This window comes from Xanthobacter oligotrophicus, from assembly GCF_008364685.1.
In the GTDB taxonomy this organism is placed as follows: Bacteria; Pseudomonadota; Alphaproteobacteria; order Rhizobiales; family Xanthobacteraceae; genus Xanthobacter; species Xanthobacter oligotrophicus.
On the sequence record NZ_VTTL01000006.1, the window covers coordinates 161,564 to 178,278 of the forward strand.

Here is a 16,715-nt window from a genome sequence, read left to right on the forward strand (position 1 = left end):
ATGGCCCACTTCCTCCTGCGCCTCTCCCCGCCGCGTCCCGCCTTCCCGGCGGATGCGACCGTGGCGGAGATGGATGCCATGGCCGCCCACGGCGCCTTCTGGCAGGGCGAGGCCGATCGCGGCGTCGCGCTCGCCGTGGGGCCGGTGGCGGATCCTTCCGGCATCTGGGGCATGGCGCTGGTGGAAGCTCACGATCAGGACGCGGCGGACGCTCTCGCCGCGCAGGACCCCGTCATCGTGGCAGGGCTGGGCTTCGCCTATGAGGTGATGCCCATCCTGTCGCTCATTCAGCGCCGGGTGGCTGGCCCGGCGGCTGTCGCATCTTCACCTGCCGATAGTTGAGGGAGGCCCCGCATTGGGGCGAACGCAATGACCACCGAGATCCGCGTACCGACCCTGGGCGAGTCCGTTACCGAGGCGACCATCGGCAAGTGGTTCAAGAAGCCCGGCGATACCGTCAAGGCCGATGAGCCGCTGGTGGAACTGGAGACCGACAAGGTCACGGTCGAAGTGCCGGCGCCCGCCGCCGGCGTGCTGGCCGAGATCGTCGCCAAGGACGGCGACACCGTGGGCGTCGGCGCCCTGCTCGGCTCCATCGGCGCCGGTTCCGGCGCTGCTGCCGCGGCCCCCGCCGCCGCAGCTCCCGCGCCCGCCGCTGCCGCCCCTGCGCCGGCCCCCGCTGCGGCGCCTGCCGCTGCTGCCGCATCCGGCGCCAACGGCCCGGCCGTGGGCCGCATCGCCGCCGAGAGCGGTGTTGATCCCTCGGGCGTCGCCGGTTCCGGCAAGGACGGCCGCGTCACCAAGGGTGACATGCTGTCCGCCATCGCCGCCGGTGCCGCCGCTGCGCCCGCCCCGGTGGCGGTTCGCGCCCCCTCCGTGCCCACCGATGCGGTGCGCGAGGAGCGGGTCAAGATGACCAAGCTGCGCCAGACCATCGCGCGGCGTCTGAAGGATGCGCAGAACACCGCCGCCATGCTCACCACGTTCAACGACGTGGACATGACCGCCGTGATGAGCCTGCGCAGCCAGTTCAAGGATGCGTTCGAGAAGAAGCATGGCACCAAGCTCGGCTTCATGGGCTTCTTCACCAAGGCGGTCATCGCCGCCCTGAAGGACCTGCCCGCGGTGAACGCCGAGATCGATGGCCAGGACCTCGTCTACAAGAACTACTACAACATCGGTATCGCGGTGGGCACCGAGAAGGGCCTCGTGGTTCCGGTGGTGCGCGACGCCGACCAGCTCTCCGTGGCGGAGATCGAGAAGGCCATCGCCGGCTTCGGCCGCAAGGCGCGTGACGGCAAGCTCGGCATCGAGGACATGCAGGGCGGCACCTTCACCATCACCAACGGCGGCATCTACGGCTCGCTGATGTCCACCCCCATCCTGAACGCGCCGCAGTCGGGCATCCTCGGCATGCACCGCATCGAGGAGCGTCCGGTGGCCATCAAGGGCCAGGTGGTGATCCGGCCCATGATGTATCTCGCCCTCTCCTACGACCACCGCATCGTCGACGGCCGCGAGGCCGTGACCTTCCTGGTGCGCGTGAAGGAGACCCTGGAAGATCCCGCGCGGCTCGTGCTGGATCTGTGAGGATCTGCGATCTGGAGCCCGCCCGCCTGCGTGCAGGCTCCAGATCCCTCGTGACACTGCCGAGATGTAAAGCCCCGACCAGTTCGCCGGCCTGAACGGGCGGGTGGCCTGAAACAGCGAATGTTCGAGCCTCCCGGGCTTGGAAGTGGATCTAAATCACCTCGAATGGAGCCGAACGGTCGGAATCGTCATTGATGCGGTCCCGGAACACGCGCGGCGGCTTTACTTGAGGTCCGGAGACTGAAGCGATGTCCTACGATCTCACCATCATCGGTACCGGCCCCGGCGGCTATGTGTGTGCCATTCGCGCGGCCCAGCTCGGCCTCAAGGTGGCCGTGGTGGAGAAGCGCGGCACCCATGGCGGCACCTGCCTCAACGTGGGCTGCATCCCCTCCAAGGCGCTGCTCTACGCCTCCGAGCTGTTCGAGGAAGCCGGCCACAAGTTCGGCGAGATGGGCATCGGCGTCCCCGCCCCCAAGCTCGACCTGAAGACCATGCTCGCCTTCAAGGACAAGGGCGTGGACGGCAATGTGAAGGGCGTCGAGTTCCTGCTCAAGAAGAACAAGGTCGACGTCTACATGGGCGCCGGTAAGATCCTCGGCGCCGGCAAGGTCGAGGTGACGCTGAACGCCGATGGTAAGGTCGAGGTTCTCGAGACCAAGAACATCGTCATCGCCACCGGCTCGGACGTGGCGCCCCTGCCTGGCGTGACCATCGACGAGCAGCGCATCGTCTCCTCCACCGGCGCGCTGTCGCTGCCCAAGGTGCCCGGCAAGCTGCTGGTGGTGGGCGCCGGCGTCATCGGCCTGGAGCTGGGCTCGGTGTGGCGCCGCCTCGGCGCACAGGTGACGGTGGTGGAATTCCTCGACCGCATCCTGCCCGGCATGGACAGCGACGTGGCCAAGAGCTTCCAGCGCATCCTCGACAAGCAGGGCTTCGCCTTCAAGCTCGGCACCAAGGTCACCGGCGTCGACACCTCGGGCAAGACCCTGAAGGTGTCGGTGGAGCCGGCGGCCGGCGGCGCCGCCGAGGTGATCGAGGCGGACGTGGTGCTGGTGGCCATCGGCCGCATTCCCTACACCGCGGGCCTCGGCCTCGACGAGGCGGGCGTCGCCAAGGATGCGCGCGGCCGCGTGGTGACCGACCACCACTTCGCCACCAACGTGCCGGGCATCTACGCCATCGGCGACGTGATCGTCGGCCCCATGCTCGCCCACAAGGCCGAGGATGAAGGCGTGGCGCTGGCGGAACTGCTGGCGGGCAAGGCCGGCCACGTGAACTATGACGTGATCCCCGGCGTGGTCTACACCTTCCCGGAGGTGGCCTCCGTCGGCAAGTCCGAGGACGATCTGAAGGCGGCGGGCGTGGCCTACAAGGTGGGCAAGTTCCCCTTCACCGCCAACGGCCGCACCAAGGTGAACAACACCACGGACGGCTTCGTGAAGATCATCGCGGACGCTGCCACCGACAAGGTGCTGGGCGCCCACATCATCGGCCCGGAAGCCGGCGAGATGATCCACGAATGCGCCGTGCTCATGGAGTTCGGCGGCTCGTCGGAAGACCTCGCCCGCACCTGCCACGCCCATCCCACCCGCTCGGAAGCGGTGAAGGAAGCGGCCATGGCCGTGGAGAAGCGCGCCATCCACATGTGAGACGGGGCCACCTCCAGAAAAAAGCCCTCCGGCCTGGGGCCGGAGGGCAATGGAGGTCCCTTGAAGATCCGTCGAGCGCGTCAGCCGCCCTTCTGGGAGGTGGACGTGCTCGCCGTCGTGGTCGGCGCGCCGGTTTGCGACGACGCGTTGGTCATGCCGGCGCATCCCGCGCCGCCGGCGAAAGCGGGCGCGGTGCCGGCAAACAGGGTCAGGGCGCATAAGGTGAAAGCGATCCGCTTCATCTTCTTCTCCTGGCCTCGGTCGGGGGGTACACAACCATTAAGCCATGTGCCGGCCGTCGCGCGAACCCTCCATCACCGAGGACCCGATCACGATTGCGCGCACCCTTGAGCGTCACCGTTCTTGAGGCGTCGCCTTGCGCAGGCTGGAAATGCGCCTTCCGGTAACGCATTCCGCACGTCGCCGCGCCCACCGGTGCCTGAGGCGCTGCCCTTACACGAACGTTACCGCCTCAATGCGCCATCCATCCGGGTCCTTCAGGAAGGCGGCGTAATAGCCCGGCCCATACTGGGGCCGCAGGCCCGGCGCACCGTAATCCATCCCTCCGGCGACGAGACCGGCCGCATGGAAGGCGGCGACGGCTGCCTCATCCGCCGCGCAGAAGGCGATGTGGGTGCCCGGCGGTGGGGAAACCGGCCCGTCGCGCAGTTGCACCCAGAAGGGCGCGGCGCCCATGGCGCCTTCCGGGGCGGGGATTGTGCCCGGCGGCCCCCAGCAGGCGGAAGCTCCCTCCGGCTCGTCATAATCCGCCACCCGCACAAGGCCCAGCGGCGCCAGCACCGCATCGTAGAAGCGTACCGCGCGCGGCAGGTCCACGGTGGTGATGGACAGGTGCTCGATGACCGGGCGGACAGACGGGAATGTCATGCGGTCTCCTTTCAGGCGGCTGGACTCTTCATGTGCAAGGCGCCGCGCGGTCCGTCAGGTGTCTGACGCGCCGGAGCGCGGATGGGCCGAGCGCCAGGCGGCCATCAGGGCGGTGGCGTCCACCTCGGTATAGATCTGGGTGGTGGAGAGCGAGGCGTGCCCCAATAGCTCCTGGATGGCGCGGATCTCCCCGCCCCGGGACAGCAGGTGCGTGGCGAAGGCGTGGCGCAGGGCGTGGGGCGTGGCGCTCTGCGGCAGGCCGAGGGCGCCGCGCATGCGCTCCACCGCCAATTGCACGATGCGCGGCGAGAGCGGACCGCCCCGCGTGCCGCGAAACAGCGGCCCGTCCGGCCCGAGGGCGTGGGGGCAGATGGCCCGATATTCGGCGATGGAACGGCGCACCGGCGCGATCAGCGGCACCATGCGCGTCTTGCGCCCCTTGCCGGTGACCGTGATGGATTCGGCATCCGCCGGCACGTCGCGGGGCGTGAGGCTCAGGGCTTCCGAGATGCGCAGCCCCGCCCCGTAGAGCAAAGCGATGACCGCCGCGTCGCGCGCGAGCACCCAGGCGTCCCGATCCTCCCCCGCGCGGGTGGCGGGATCGGATAGGGCGCGGGCGGCGGCGATTGAAACCGGCTTCGGCAGGCTGCGCGGCACCTTGGGCGCGCGCACGGCGGTGAGCGCGCCCACCTTGCCCAGCCCCTCCCGCTCCAGATGCCGGCCGAAGGAGCGCGCGGCGGCGAGCAGGCGCACCAGCGTGCGCGGGGCCACCCCGTCCGCCCGGCGGGCGGCGAGCACGGCGCGTACGTCGGCGGGGGTGAGGGCTGCAAGATCGCTCAGGCTCGGGCGCGCGCCAAGATGCTCGGTGAGGCGCAGCAGCACCACTGAGAGGTCGCGGGCATAGGCTTCCAGGGTCTTGTGAGACAGGCGCCGCTCGTGGGCGAGGCGCGCGAGCCAGGCCTCGATGGCCGCGCCCATATCCTGCGTCACGGCGCTGAGCAGGCCGTGGGCGGCTCGGGCGGCTTTCTGCTCATCGCTCATGGCCATGGGAGCACTCCGGAAGACGGCGCTTCCAGCTATGGGCGCGTCCCCTTCAAGAAACCCTGAACGGGAACCGCCAAGGGCCCCTTGCGTTTTAGATATATCGAACGATATAAAGATCGTCGTTGTATCTTACGACATATCTTAGGAGACGAACAAATGTTTGGATGCAGACGTGACGGGCACCATGGCGGCGATCGCCACCGGGGTGACTGGGACGACATGCGCCACGCCGGCGGCCCCGGCCGTGGCGGCGAATTCGGCGGCCATCGCGGTGGCGGGCGTGGCGGACGGGGCGGCGGCGACATGTTCCGCATCGGCCGGATGCTGGCGCAGGGCGACCTGAAGCTGCTGGCTTTGTCGCTCATCGCCGAGCAGCCGCGGCACGGCTACGAGATCATCAAGGTGATCGAGGAGAAGACCGCCGGCTGGTATTCGCCGAGCCCCGGCGTGGTTTATCCCACCCTCACCTTCCTGGAAGAGGCGGGCTATGTGACCTCCGAGCCCGATGGGGCGAAGAAGCGCTACGCCATCACCGAGGAAGGGCGGGCCTATCTCGCCGAGAACCGCGACTTCGCCGACGCCATCATCGGGCGGCTGTCGGAGATCGGCCTCAAGATGGGCCGGGTGCGCAAGTGGATGGGCTGGAGCGAGAACGGCCCGAGCCAGGGCGCCGAGTTGCCCCGGCTGGTGGAAGCCGCCCTCGAGAACCTGCGGGACGTGGCCCAGCAGAAGCTGGAGGCCAATCGCGGCGCCGAGACGCGCATCGTCGAGATTCTCGCCCGCGTGGCCAACGACATCCGCGAGGCGTGATGCCAACCCCTGCATGGTCGTGGTTCCATGAGCCGTGACCATGCCTGCCTCGCGCCGTCCGGGCGGTGCCTGCCCTCTGCGCGATGGGGCATCCGCCCTGGCGGAGGCGCGTGTTCGACTTTATGATGTTTGAAACATCATAAATCATGCTTGAAGATTGAATAAGGGAGGCGTAAACAGGAGAAATCACGCTCCACGCTTCCTATTGGTCGTCATGATCACAGCCGCCCAGCTCCGTGCCGCCCGTGCCCTTCTCGGCCTCGACCAGCGCGCGCTCGCGGCCTTGAGCGGCCTCTCTTTGCCCACCATCCAGCGCATGGAAGCGAGCGACGGCGTCATTCGCGGCAATGTGGATTCGCTCATGAAGCTCGTGGGTGGGCTGGAGGCGGCGGGCATCGAGCTCATCGCCGAAGGTACCGTCAGCGAGGCCGGCGGGCGCGGCGTGAGGCTGCGGGCACCGGCATCCACACTTGCGCCCACACCTGCGCCCCTTGCCGCCCGGCGCCCGGCGGGGGAGGAATAGGCCTATGCCCGAAGCCGCCTTCGCCGCGCAGCTTCCCGTGAATGGGCAACTCCTTGTCGCCCTTGGCGCGGTGGCCGCGTTGCTGGCCCTCGCCATGCTCGGCGTGGCCATGGCGCGCCGGCCCTTGGGTCGGCCCCTGGTCTATGGCGGCGCGCTGGCGGTGACGCTGGTGGCCGGGCTTTCCGCGCTCACCGCCATCGCGGCACCGGCGGCCGGGATCGTGCTGCCCCTGGGCATTCCGTGGATCGGCGCGCACCTGCGGCTCGATGCGCTGTCGGCCTTCTTCCTTGCGGTGATCAATCTCGGCGGCGCGGCGGCGAGCCTCTATGGCCTCGGCTATGGCCGGCACGATCATGCGCCGGAACGGGTGTTGCCCTTTTTTCCGGCGTTCCTCGCCGGCATGAACATGGTGGTGCTGGCAGACGACGCCTACAGCTTCCTCCTGTCGTGGGAGTTCATGTCGCTGGCGTCCTGGGCGCTGGTGGTGGCCCACGACAAGGAGGCGGGCAATGTGCGCGCCGGCCTCGTCTACATTCTTATGGCGTCCTTCGGCACCTTGGCGCTGATGCTGGCCTTCGGCCTGCTCGCCGCCGGCTCCGGGGGCGGCTACGCCTTCGACGCCATGCGCGAGGCGCCCCCCGTGGGGGCCTTTGCCGCTCTGGTGCTGGCCCTCGCCATGCTGGGCGCCGGCTCCAAGGCGGGCCTCGTGCCGTTGCACGTCTGGCTGCCGCTGGCCCATCCCGCCGCGCCGAGCCACGTCTCCGCCCTCATGAGCGGGGTGATGACCAAGGTGGCGGTCTACGGCTTCATCCGCATCGTGTTCGATCTCTCAGGCCCGCCGGACTGGTGGTGGGGCATCCCGGTGTTGGCGGCGGGCGGCGTCGCGGCGGTCATCGGCGTGCTGCAGGCGCTGCTGCAGAACGATATCAAGCGCGTGCTCGCCTATTCCACCATCGAGAATATCGGCCTCGTCTTCGTCGGCCTCGGGCTGGCGCTCGCCTTCTCGGCCAATGGCTTTCCCGCCGCTGCCGCGCTGGCGCTCACGGCGGCCCTGTTCCATGTGCTCAACCACGCGGCCATGAAGAGCCTGCTCTTCTTCGGTGCAGGCGCGGTGCTGACCGCCACCGGCACCCGGCAGATGGAGGAACTGGGCGGCCTCATCCACCGCATGCCCACCACCAGTGTGGTGATGCTGATCGGCTGCGCCGCCATCTCGGCCCTGCCGCCCCTCAACGGCTTCGCCTCCGAATGGCTGGTGTTCCAGGCGGTGCTGCTGAGCCCGGAGCTGCCGGCCTGGGGGCTGAAGCTGATGGTGCCGGCCGTGGGCGCGCTGATGGCGCTTGCCGCGGCGCTCGCCGCCGCCTGCTTCGTGCGGCTCTACGGCATCGCCTTCCTCGGCCGGCCGCGCAGCCCCAAGGCCGCCAAGGCCCATGAGGTGGATGTCTTCTCCCGCGCCGCCATGATCTCGCTGGCGGCCGTGTGCGTAGGCGCTGGCCTGCTGCCTGGCTTCGTCATCGATGCGCTCCAGCCGGCGGTGGGCAGCCTCGTGGGCGAGACCATGCCGGCGCAGGGCTCCGTGGCGTGGCTCTCCATCATCCCGGTGGCGGAGAGCCGCAGCTCCTACAACGGGCTGCTGGTCTTTGCCTTCACGGCGCTGTCGGCGCTTCTGGCCGCTTTCGTCATCCATCGCTTCGCCTCGCGGACGGTGCGGCGGGCGCCGCCTTGGGATTGCGGTTTCCCCTACGCTAGCCCGCTGGCGCAATATTCCGCCGCCTCCTTCGCCCAGCCCATCCGCCGGGTGTTCGCCCGCGGCCTGTTCGCGGCCCGCGAGAAGGTGGAGATGCCGCCCCCCGGCGCGCTCACGCCCGCCCGCTTCTCCTCCAGCGCGCGGGACCCGGCCTGGGCCTTCGTGTTCCTGCCGCTGACGGCAGCGGTGGGATACGTGGCCGAGCGGGCGAACACGCTGCAATACCTCACCATCCGCCAGTATCTGGGCCTTGTCTTCTCCGCCCTGGTGCTGCTGCTTCTGGTGCTCGCCCTATGGACCTGATGGCGCACATCCTGGTGCAGGGCACGCAGATGCTGCTCGTGCTCGCCCTCGCCCCGCTCCTCACCGGGCTGGTGCGCAAGGCGAAGGCGCGCCTTCAGCGCCGGCGCGGCGCCAGCGTGTTCCAGCCCTATCGCGACCTCGCCCGGCTGCTGCGCAAGGAGGCGGTGCTCGCCGAGAACGCCTCCTGGCTGTTCCGCGTGGTGCCCTATCTGGTGTTCGCGGCCACCTGGGTGGCGGCGGCGCTGGTGCCCACCTTCGCCACCGGGCTGATCTTCTCCTGGTCGGCGGACCTCATCGCCATCACCGCACTCATCGGCTCGGCGCGCTTCTTCCTGGCGCTGGCCGGCATGGATGTGGGCACCAGCTTCGGCGGCCTCGGATCGAGCCGGGAGGTGATGATCTCTTCGCTGGCCGAGCCGGCCATGATCATGATCGTATTCTCCCTGGCCTTGGTCGCCCATTCCACCCAGCTGTCCACCATCGCCTCGGTGATGCTGGCGGGCGTGGGCCTGCGGGTGTCGCTGGCGCTGGCGCTGGTGGCGCTGCTGATGGTGGCGGTGGCGGAGAACGGCCGCATCCCGGTGGACAATCCCTCTACCCACCTGGAGCTGACCATGGTGCACGAGGCCATGGTGCTGGAATATTCCGGCCGCCACCTGGCGCTGATCGAGCTGGCCGCGCAGCTGAAGCTGCTGCTGTTCCTCTCGCTTGTGGCCTGCGTGTTCGTGCCGTGGGGCCTCGCACCGGTGGGGGCGGGTGTCCCCGGGATGGCGCTGGGCCTCGTGAGCTATGCGGGCAAGCTCGCGGTCGGGGCGCTGGTGCTCGCCGTGTTCGAGACCTCCATCGCCAAGATGCGGGTGTTCCGCGTGCCCGACTTCCTCGGTGCCGCGCTCATGCTCGGGCTCTTGGGAACGCTGCTGCTGTTCGTGTCGGGGATCCTGTGATGATCGAGCACGCCATCACCCCGAACCTCGTCTTCGATGTCGCCCACATGTTCGCCGGTGCGCTGGTGCTCATCTCTTTCCTGATGCTCTACCAGGACCGGCTTTATGCGCTGCTGAACGTCTTCGCCCTGCAGGCGGTGGCGCTGGCGCTGGCGGTAGCGTGGCAGGCTTACGCCCAGGATGCGCCGCATCTCTACGTCACCGCGGGCATCGCCCTCGTGTTCAAGGCGCTTGTGATCCCGGTGGCGCTGCACCGCATGGTGGCGCGGCTCGGCATTCACCGGCAGGTGGAGACGGTGGTCTCCATCGGCCCCACCATGCTGGCCGGCATCGCCCTCGTTGCCCTGTCCATGGTGGTGATGCTGAAGGCCACCCCCGCCGCCGACGCGCTGGCGCGGGAAGACCTTGCCTTCGCGCTCTCGGTGGTGCTGCTGGGCCTGCTGATGATGGTGACGCGGCGCAATGCGGTGAGCCAGGTGGTGGGCTTCATGTCGCTGGAGAACGGCCTCATCCTCGCCGCCACGGGGGCCAAGGGCATGCCGCTGGTGGTAGAAATCTCGGTGGCCTTCTCCGTGCTTATCGCCTTCATCGTCATCGGCATCTTCCTGTTCCGCATCCGCGAGCGCTTCGACACCGTGGACGTGGACGCCCTCGACCGCTTCCGGGGAGGGCGCGCATGATCGCCTCTCTCGCCGCGCTGGCGTTCAATCCCGCGCCGGTCATCCTCGCCATCCCGGCGGTGGCGGCGGTGTTGCTGGCGCTGATCCCGTCCTATCGCGTCTCGGCCACGCTCAATGTGGGCGCCTGCGCCCTGACGTTCCTCACCGCCCTGGCGCTGCTGGTGGCGCCGCGCATCGCCGGGCCGTTCCTCATCGTGGACGACCTCAACATCGTGTTCGTGGTGCTGAACACCTTCGTGGCCTTCACCACCAGCGTGTTCTCCGCGAGCTACATCGCCCACGAGCTGGAGACGGGGCGCCTCACTCCGCTGCACCTGCGCTTCTACCACGCCATGTACCAGGTGCTGCTGGCGGCCATGAACCTGGCGCTGCTGTCCAACAATCTCGGCGTTATGTGGGTGGCCATCGAGGTGGCGACCCTCACCACCGTGCTGATGGTGGGCCTTTATCGCACCGAGGCGGCCATCGAGGCGGCGTGGAAGTATTTCATGCTGGGCTCGGTGGGCATCGCGCTGGCCTTGTTCGGCACCATCCTCGTCTACATGGTGGCCCAGCCGGTGGTGGGCGAGGGGCCGGACGGCATGATCTGGAGCGTGCTGATGAAGCGCGCGCGGGATTTCGACCCGGCCCTGCTCAACGTCGCCTTCGTATTCCTGCTGCTGGGCTACGGCACCAAGGTGGGCCTTGCGCCGCTCCATGCCTGGCTGCCCGATGCCCATTCGGAAGGCCCAACCCCCATCTCGGCGGTGCTGTCCGGGCTGCTGCTCAACGTGGCGCTCTATGCGGTGCTGCGCTTCAAGCTGCTGCTCGCGGCCCATCCCGGCACGCTGGCGCCAGGGCCGCTGATGATGGCCATGGGCCTCGCCTCGCTGCTGCTCGCCGGCTTCATGCTGTACCGGCGGCGGGACATCAAGCGGCTGTTCGCCTATTCCTCCATCGAGCACATGGGCCTCATCGCCTTCGCCTTCGGGCTCGGCGGGCCGGTCGCCAATTTCGCCGGGCTGCTGCACATGACCATGCATAGCCTGACCAAGTCGGCCATCTTCTTTGCGGTGGGCCACGTGTGCCAGGTGAAGGGCTCGCAGAAGCTTTCCGACATCCGCGGGCTCACCACCTCCCACCCGGCTCTGGGCTGGGGGCTCGTGGTGGCAGTGGCGGCCATTGCCGGCCTGCCGCCCGCCGGCGTGTTCATGAGCGAATTCCTGCTGGTGACCTCCGCCTTCGCGCACCGGCCGTGGCTGGCCCTGCCGCTGGTGGCGGGGCTGCTGCTTGCCTTCGGCGCACTGATGCTGAAGCTCTCCGGCATTGCCTTCGGCGCGCCCAGCCCCGGCACCGACAAGGTGAAGGCGAGCTACCTGCCCATGACGGTGCATCTCGCCTTGGTGCTGGTGGCCGGGCTCTATCTGCCGCCGCCGCTGGTGGCGTGGTTCCGGCACGTGGCCGGGCTGTTGGGCTAGGGGCGCACCATGCAAGCCTTCGCACAGCTTCTGGAAAACGGCCGCGCCGGCCCTTGCCGGCCCTTTCCGCGCGCCGAGGTGAGCGCGGAACAGTGGACTGCCCTTGCCGGGCATCTGGCGGCGGGCGAGCTGGTGCTCATGGGCCTGTGGGGCGATGCGGGCGCGGTGCACGATTCGGGTGCCGTCCACTTGGCGCTGCTGGACGAAGCGTCCGGCCGGTTGGCCGTGGCCACCTATGTCTGCGTTGGCGGCGCCTTCCCCTCAGTGGCGCACCATCACCCGCCGGCGGCGCGGCTGGAACGCACCGTGCGCGACCTCTTCGGTCTCGTGCCCGAGGGCGCGCCCGATCCTCGCCCCTGGCTCGATCACGGCCGCTGGGGCACGCGCCATCCGCTGGGGGCGAACCTGCCGGCGGAGCCCGAGGGCGATGCCTATCCCTTCCTCGCGGCGGAAGGGGAGGGGCTACACCAGATCCCGGTGGGCCCGGTGCATGCTGGTATCATCGAGCCCGGCCATTTCCGCTTCTCGTGCTACGGCGAGACGGTGGTGCGGCTGGAAGCCCGCCTCGGCTATGTGCACAAGGGCATAGAGGGCCTCATGGCCGGCGCCGACGTGGCGCAGGCGGCGCGGCTTGCGGGGCGGCAGTCCGGCGACAGCACGGTGGCCTATGCGCTGGCCTTCTGCCGCGCGGTGGAGGCGGCGCGCGGCGTCGCCGTGCCGGCGCGGGCTCATGCCCTGCGCGGGGTGATGGCGGAGCTGGAGCGCCTTGCCAACCATCTCGGCGACATCGGCGCCATCTGCAACGATGCCGCCTTCGCGCTGATGCTGGCCCATTGCGGCGCGCTGCGCGAGAAGGTGCTGCGCGTCTGCGCCCGCGCCTTCGGCCATCGCCTGATGATGGATGGCGTCATCCCCGGCGGGGTGGCGGGCGATCTGGCGCGGGAGGGCGTTTCGGCCATCCGCGTGCTGGTGTCCGAGGTGCGCACGGCTTTTCCGGCGCTGGTGGAGCTTTACGACAACACCGCCTCGCTGCAGGACCGCACCGTGGGCACCGGCTTCACCCGGCCGGACTATGTCCGCCAGTTCGGCGCCGGCGGCTTCGTGGGCCGCGCCTCCGGCCGCCCCTTCGACGCGCGGCGGGCGCTGGCCTATCCCCCTTACGACCGCCTGCCGTTCGAGGTGGTGGTGCGGAACGAGGGCGATGTGAACGCGCGGATCTGGGTGCGCATCCGCGAGGTGGAAGAGAGCCTCGGCCTCGTGGTGCGCCTGCTCGACACCCTGCCGGATGGGCCGGTCGCAACCGAAATTCCGGCGGGTCCCGGAGAGGGCCTGGCGGTGGTGGAGGGCTTCCGCGGCGACGTGCTGGCCTTCGTGGCGCTGGAGGCGGACGGACGTGTGCGGCGCGCGCATCTGCGCGACCCGTCCTGGTTCCAGTGGCCGCTGCTGGAAACCGCCATCGAGGGCAACATCGTCGCCGACTTTCCCCTCTGCAACAAATCCTTCAACTGCTCTTATTCGGGCGTGGATCTTTAGGGTCGGCCATGCGCAAGCTTCTCCTCCACGGGCTTTTGAAAGCCCCCCTCACGGAGGCCGCTCCCGAGGACGCGGCGGTGGAAAAGCTCGCCGCCGAGCTGAATGGGGCGGCGCGCGCGCGGCTCGGGCGCAGCCTCTCCATCCGCGAGGTGGATGCGGGCTCGTGCAACGGCTGCGAGCTGGAAATCCATGCGCTGGGCAACGCCTTCTACGACCTGGAGCGCTTCGGCCTGCATGTGGTCGCCTCGCCCCGCCATGCGGACGTGCTGCTGGTGACCGGGCCGGTGGCGAAGAACATGGCCGAGGCGCTGAAGCGCACCTATGACGCGACGCCGGCGCCGAAATGGGTGGTGGCGGCTGGCGACTGCGCCATCAACGGCGGCATCTTCGCCGGCAGTTACGCCTGCGCCGGAGGCGTGGAGGCCATCGTGCCGGTGGACCTCAGGATTCCCGGCTGCCCGCCGACGCCGCTGGCGCTGCTGACCGGCCTCCTCGCGCTGCTGCGGGCCGGCAAAGGCTGAGCCAAGTGCTGAGCCTCCTGCTGAGTCTCGTTCAGCCGGCGCGCAGGCCGTCGTTGGCGTCGGCATCGGCGCCGGGCGGGCGGGCGTCGATGGAGCGCAGCAGGGTGGCGCGCGCGGTGCGCAGATGGGCCCGGCAGCGCAGGTCGATGATGCGTACGTCGCGGCTGCGCAGGGCGGCGATATAGGCGAGGTGCTCGTGGATCGCGGCGGTGTTGCGTTCCTTCTCGTCCACCTTGTTCCACTGGTAGTGATAGTGGAAGATCATGGAAATCACGTCGTAGAAGTCGCGCATGAAGCGGTTGAGCGATGCTTCGTGGATGAGCCGGTGCAGCCGCTCGTCGAGGCGTGAGAAGTCGCGGTAGCGGGTATCGATCTCGGCCATGAGCGTGTGGTGTTCCCGCTCGATGGCGGCCAGTTCCTGCCATGCCGGTGCATCATCTGGCAGGCTGGCGAAGCGGTGGGCCGAGCGCAGCTCGAAGATTTCCCGGATCTCGTAGATCTCGGTGGCGAATGCTGCGGTGATGCCGTTGAAGACCCATGCGCTGTTGGGGCGCCGCTCGATCAGCCCGAAATGATTGAAGTGGGTCAAGTATTCGCGGATGGCGGTGGTCGATGTATTGAATTTGCGCGCCAGCTCCGCGCAATGGATGAGCTGGCCGGGCCGCAGGTCGCCGTGAAGCACCCACTGCATGAACTGGCGCTCCACGCTGGTACGGGCGGATTCGGTCTGCGGCTCGGGGAAACGGTCGCCCGCCACCGGATGGCGCGCGAGCCGCCGGCGCCCTTCGGACGCGGTGACGATGCCCGCCTCGCTCATGAGGGCGAGCACCGCGCGCACCGTGGTGCGGCTCACCCCCAGGGTCTGCGCCAGCTGGGTCTCCGAGGTCATGGGCGCGCCCAGGGGCATCCCGCCGACGAGGCCGAGGCTGCGGTTGTAGGTGCGCTTGAAGAGGCTGTTGCCTCGCATGGTTCGCCGTCTCCCACCCCGCCCCAGCGTCGTCACGCTGGGGCTATATGTATTTTATTACATAAAAAACTGTTTGACTTCACGGGCGCAGAATGGATTTTCATACGTAACTAGACAAGAGAAAAACGAGGGAGGAAGGCAGATGAGCCATGGTCGGCTGCCGTGGCCGCATGCTCTGCCGGAGCTTCCTCGCGCTGGATCTAAAAGGATTTACGCGTGAGCGGACGCATCATCCAGTTCGGCACCAGCCGGTTTCTCCAGGCCCATGTGGACCTGTTCGTCCATGAGGCGCGACAGGCCGGCCAGGCGGTCGGCCCCATCTGCATCGTGCAGGCTTCCGGCGCGGCGGATCGCGCCGGGCGCGTCAAAGCCTTCGGCCGGCCCGGCGGCTATCCGGTGATTATCCGTGGCATCGAGAAGGGCGAGCGCATCGAGCGCCGCATCGATGTCACCAGCGTCGACCGGGGCCTTTCCGCCGCGCAGGACTGGCAGGCCCTGTCCGACCTGTTCGCGAACGAGGCGGACATCATCGTCTCCAACACCGCCGATGCCGGCTACGAGATCGCCGCCGCCGATCGCGGCCCGGCGCTTTTGGCCGGCGGCGTGCCTGCGTCGTTTCCCGGCAAGCTCACGGCACTGCTCCATCGCCGCTGGCGCCAGACCGGGCGCGGGCTCACCGTGCTGCCCTGCGAACTCATCAACTGCAACGGTCGGGTGCTCGCCGCGGCGGTCGCCGCCCTCGCCCGCGAGGCGGGTGCGCCGGACGCCTTCCTCGCGTGGCTTGAGGGCGAGGTGATCTTCGCCGACACGCTGGTGGACCGCATCGTCTCGCAGGCGCTCGAACCCATCGGCGCCGTGGCCGAGCCTTATGCGCTCTGGGTGATCGAGCGTCGGCCCGGCCTTGAGGTGCCGTTCGTCCATCCGAGCGTGGTGCTGGCGGACGACCTCGAGCCATTCGAGCGGCTGAAGCTGCACATCCTCAATCTGGGCCACACCGTGCTCGCCGACATCTGGCGCGCGGAGCGGCGCGATCCGGGCGAGACGGTGCGGGAGATCCTGGCCGATGCGCACGTGCGCGGCCGCCTCGACGACGTGTACCGCCACGAGGTGCTGCCGGGATTTGCCGCCCATGGCATGGGTGAGGAGGCGCAGCGCTATGTGGCGACCACGCTGGAGCGCTTCCTCAACCCGTTCCTCGACCATCGCATCGCCGACATCGCCCAGAACCACTCAACCAAGGTGGAGCGCCGCATCACTGCCTTCCTGTCGTGGTGGGCGGAGGCGGGCCCGGTGGGCGCGACGCCGACCCTCGACGTGGTGATCGCGCGGCGGCAGTCCCAGCCTCAGAGCGAGCGGAGCGAGGCATGACCTACCAGTTCGATTTCGCCGCGCTCCTGCCGTACTGGCGCGAGTTCGCCATGGGGGTGTGGCTGACGCTGCAATTGTCCTTCGTCGCCACGGTGCTGGGCTTCGTGCTCGGCACCCTGTGCGCCATCGGCCGCTCCGATGGCGCACCCTGGGTGAAGGCGCTGGTGGCTTGCTACGTGGAGGTGATCCGCAACACCCCGCTGCTGGTGCAGATCTTCATCATCTATTTCGGCATCGCCACCCTGGGCCTCCACGTGGATGCCAATGTGGCGGCGGTGCTGGCGCTGGTGGTGAACGTGGGCGCCTATACCAGCGAGATCGTGCGCGCGGGCCTTGAATCCATCCACAAGTCGCAGCTGGAGGCGGCTGAATGCCTCGGCCTCAGCCGGCCGCAGACCTACTGGCACGTGATCGTGCGCCCCGCCATCGAGCGGGTCTATCCCGCCCTCACCAGCCAATATGTGCTGCTGATGCTGGCCTCCTCCATCACCTCGCAGATCTCGGCGGAGGAACTGACGGCGGTGGCGAACCGCATCCAGTCCGACACCTTCCGCAGCTTCGAGACCTACATCGTGGTGGGCGTGCTCTACCTCGCCTTGTCGTTCGTGGTGCGCATCGCCTTCTGGCTGTTCGGCCTCGTGGTCTTCGTCCGCCGGCGCAAGCTCGGCACGGCGCTCTGAGGGGGAAC

The 16,715-nt window shown here is 68.8% G+C and carries 17 protein-coding genes; 13 read left to right on the forward strand and 4 right to left on the reverse strand.

All coding sequences use genetic code 11. The features are described from left to right. From FZ033_RS11685 to lpdA, 3 genes are all read left to right on the forward strand, one after another. Positions 1-342 (forward strand): YciI family protein, encoded by a 342-nt coding sequence (locus FZ033_RS11685; RefSeq protein ID WP_149576315.1) that lies wholly within the window; start codon positions 1-3, stop codon positions 340-342. A 27-nt stretch (positions 343-369) separates the two neighbouring features. Then, complete coding sequence (odhB, locus tag FZ033_RS11690) at positions 370-1,590, forward strand: 2-oxoglutarate dehydrogenase complex dihydrolipoyllysine-residue succinyltransferase (protein ID WP_149576316.1); 1,221 nt, start codon at positions 370-372, stop codon at positions 1,588-1,590. A gap of 248 nt (positions 1,591-1,838) precedes the next feature. After that, positions 1,839-3,242 (forward strand): dihydrolipoyl dehydrogenase, encoded by a 1,404-nt coding sequence (gene lpdA, locus FZ033_RS11695; protein WP_149576317.1) that lies wholly within the window; start codon positions 1,839-1,841, stop codon positions 3,240-3,242. Positions 3,243-3,322: 80 nt separating this feature from the next. On the opposite strand, the gene FZ033_RS24030 is transcribed toward lpdA, so the two are convergent. From FZ033_RS24030 to FZ033_RS11705, 3 genes are all read right to left on the reverse strand, one after another. Further along, on the reverse strand, positions 3,323-3,484 hold the full coding sequence (locus FZ033_RS24030) for a hypothetical protein (protein ID WP_188079440.1): 162 nt from the start codon (positions 3,482-3,484) through the stop codon (positions 3,323-3,325). 211 nt (positions 3,485-3,695) lie between these two features. Further along, the gene (locus FZ033_RS11700) at positions 3,696-4,130 is read right to left on the reverse strand and encodes a VOC family protein (RefSeq protein ID WP_149576318.1); all 435 of its coding nucleotides are present in this window, start codon (positions 4,128-4,130) and stop codon (positions 3,696-3,698) included. A 54-nt stretch (positions 4,131-4,184) separates the two neighbouring features. Beyond that, a complete protein-coding gene (locus tag FZ033_RS11705; protein ID WP_408068482.1) occupies positions 4,185-5,171 on the reverse strand; it encodes a tyrosine recombinase XerC in 987 nt (328 codons plus the stop codon). Between the two features lie 222 nt (positions 5,172-5,393). Here FZ033_RS11705 and FZ033_RS11710 point away from each other — a divergent pair, with 222 nt between their 5' ends. The 8 genes from FZ033_RS11710 (at position 5,394) to FZ033_RS11745 (ending at position 13,692) form a co-directional block, all read left to right on the forward strand. Further along, the gene (locus FZ033_RS11710) at positions 5,394-5,984 is read left to right on the forward strand and encodes a PadR family transcriptional regulator (protein WP_149576470.1); all 591 of its coding nucleotides are present in this window, start codon (positions 5,394-5,396) and stop codon (positions 5,982-5,984) included. 214 nt (positions 5,985-6,198) lie between these two features. Next, the gene (locus tag FZ033_RS11715) at positions 6,199-6,507 is read left to right on the forward strand and encodes a helix-turn-helix domain-containing protein (RefSeq protein WP_149576320.1); all 309 of its coding nucleotides are present in this window, start codon (positions 6,199-6,201) and stop codon (positions 6,505-6,507) included. A gap of 4 nt (positions 6,508-6,511) precedes the next feature. Then, the gene (hyfB, locus tag FZ033_RS11720) at positions 6,512-8,557 is read left to right on the forward strand and encodes a hydrogenase 4 subunit B (RefSeq protein WP_149576321.1); all 2,046 of its coding nucleotides are present in this window, start codon (positions 6,512-6,514) and stop codon (positions 8,555-8,557) included. Next, entirely contained in the window at positions 8,548-9,501 is a 954-nt protein-coding gene (locus FZ033_RS11725) for a respiratory chain complex I subunit 1 family protein (protein WP_149576322.1), read from the forward strand. Before hyfB ends, FZ033_RS11725 begins: the two co-directional genes overlap by 10 nt. Next, the gene (locus tag FZ033_RS11730; protein WP_149576323.1) at positions 9,501-10,181 is read left to right on the forward strand and encodes a hydrogenase-4 component E; all 681 of its coding nucleotides are present in this window, start codon (positions 9,501-9,503) and stop codon (positions 10,179-10,181) included. Before FZ033_RS11725 ends, FZ033_RS11730 begins: the two co-directional genes overlap by 1 nt. After that, positions 10,178-11,638: a hydrogenase 4 subunit F gene (locus tag FZ033_RS11735; protein ID WP_149576324.1), complete on the forward strand. Its 1,461-nt coding sequence runs from the start codon at positions 10,178-10,180 to the stop codon at positions 11,636-11,638. Before FZ033_RS11730 ends, FZ033_RS11735 begins: the two co-directional genes overlap by 4 nt. Before the next feature lie 9 nt (positions 11,639-11,647). Next, the gene (locus FZ033_RS11740) at positions 11,648-13,171 is read left to right on the forward strand and encodes a hydrogenase large subunit (RefSeq protein ID WP_149576325.1); all 1,524 of its coding nucleotides are present in this window, start codon (positions 11,648-11,650) and stop codon (positions 13,169-13,171) included. An 8-nt stretch (positions 13,172-13,179) separates the two neighbouring features. Then, positions 13,180-13,692 carry an NADH-quinone oxidoreductase subunit B family protein gene (locus FZ033_RS11745; RefSeq protein ID WP_149576326.1) on the forward strand — a complete coding sequence of 171 codons (513 nt, stop codon included), beginning with the start codon at positions 13,180-13,182 and terminating at the stop codon, positions 13,690-13,692. Positions 13,693-13,723: 31 nt separating this feature from the next. Here FZ033_RS11745 and FZ033_RS11750 read toward each other — a convergent pair whose 3' ends face one another. After that, positions 13,724-14,659, reverse strand: a complete 936-nt coding sequence (locus FZ033_RS11750; protein WP_149576327.1) for a GntR family transcriptional regulator — start codon at positions 14,657-14,659, stop codon at positions 13,724-13,726. Positions 14,660-14,875: 216 nt separating this feature from the next. Here FZ033_RS11750 and FZ033_RS11755 point away from each other — a divergent pair, with 216 nt between their 5' ends. Both FZ033_RS11755 and FZ033_RS11760 read left to right on the forward strand, forming a co-directional pair. Next, positions 14,876-16,027 (forward strand): mannitol dehydrogenase family protein, encoded by a 1,152-nt coding sequence (locus tag FZ033_RS11755; RefSeq protein ID WP_149576328.1) that lies wholly within the window; start codon positions 14,876-14,878, stop codon positions 16,025-16,027. Beyond that, entirely contained in the window at positions 16,024-16,707 is a 684-nt protein-coding gene (locus tag FZ033_RS11760; RefSeq protein ID WP_011995852.1) for an amino acid ABC transporter permease, read from the forward strand. Before FZ033_RS11755 ends, FZ033_RS11760 begins: the two co-directional genes overlap by 4 nt. Positions 16,708-16,715: the final 8 nt, after the last annotated feature.